Below are 1166 nucleotides of genomic sequence, written 5' to 3'. Positions count from 1 at the left end.
GACGTGATCGCCACCGCGCCGTCATTTTCCGTGTAGGCCAGCGTGCTGCCTTCGATCGATGCCTCTACCGGAGCATCGTTGACATTACTGATCGTCCAATTGAACGTGCTGCTGGTCGTCGTTCCCGCGCCGTCATCGACCGTGAAATCAAAACTGTCCGATGAAGTTTGGCTGCCGTCGTGATCGTAAGTGATCAGGCCCGCATCGATATCGGCTTGCGTGAAGGTGTCGCTGACGCTTAACGCAGAACCGAGACGGTACAGGGTTCCGTTGGTCGGCACCGCATCAACCGTGTAAACCAATTGGCTGTCCGTGTTGTCCACGTCGGTCGTTTCCAGCATCGCCGTGGCCACGGTGTTGCCGACCGAGCCTTCCGGGACCGTGTCACCGGTGTTGGTCGCCAGCACTTGCTCGTCGTTGACCGCCGTGATGTCGACGTTGACGGTGCCGATCGTTTGATCCGTTCCGCCACCGGAACCCGTGTTGCCGCCGTCGTTGACGACCACTTGGATCGTGTCGGCGTCGTTACCGAAGGTGTGCGGCGCAGAGTGCAAGTACTGAATGTTGGCCGGCGTATCCAAGAACGTGTTCAAATCGGCGAGTGTGCCGGTCAGGGTCAGCGTCCCGGCTCCCGATCCCCCCACGGTCACTCCACCGCCTGTCGAGGCCGATAAATCGCCGCCGGTCGAAGTCGAAAGCGTGACCGTCAGATTGCCGCCGTTCTCATCCAAGTCACTCAGGTTGAGAGCCGACAGATCGACATTGCTGCTGACGTCCTCGGTCACCGTGATGTCACTCGGCAATCCCGTACCCGTCGGATCATCGTTGGTCGCCGCGATCGAGATGTCACGGGTTTGCGTGTTGGAATCGACGTCGCCATCGTTGACCGTGAATGAGACCGTGCGCGTCGCCGTGGAGGGATTGTCGCTGGTGTTGGTGTAGGTAATGCTCCGCAGCGCCGCTTCATACTGCGCGACAGTCGCCGTTCCAGTCAGAGTCATCGTGCCGGCGCCGGCATTCCAGACGCCGCTGATGCCATTCTGATCGACGAACGTCAGCACATCTTGGCCGTTGGTGTAGTTGCCAGTGATTTGGACGACCGCCGATTCCAGGTTCGTGTCATCGACGTCGCTCAGCGTCAGCGTTGACGTGATCGCCACCGCGCC

The 1166-nt window shown here is 60.2% G+C and carries 1 protein-coding gene; it reads right to left on the bottom strand.

Features of this window, described 5'->3' with window-relative positions; translation table 11 throughout:
• The coding region (locus NZK35_RS33275) for a cadherin-like domain-containing protein (RefSeq protein ID WP_259636844.1) at nt 1-1166 on the bottom strand (1166 nt) is incomplete at both ends.

This window comes from Stieleria sedimenti (genome assembly GCF_025060895.1).
GTDB lineage: Bacteria > Planctomycetota > Planctomycetia > Pirellulales > Pirellulaceae > Stieleria > Stieleria sedimenti.
This window is presented reverse-complemented; position numbering and strand designations above follow the sequence as displayed.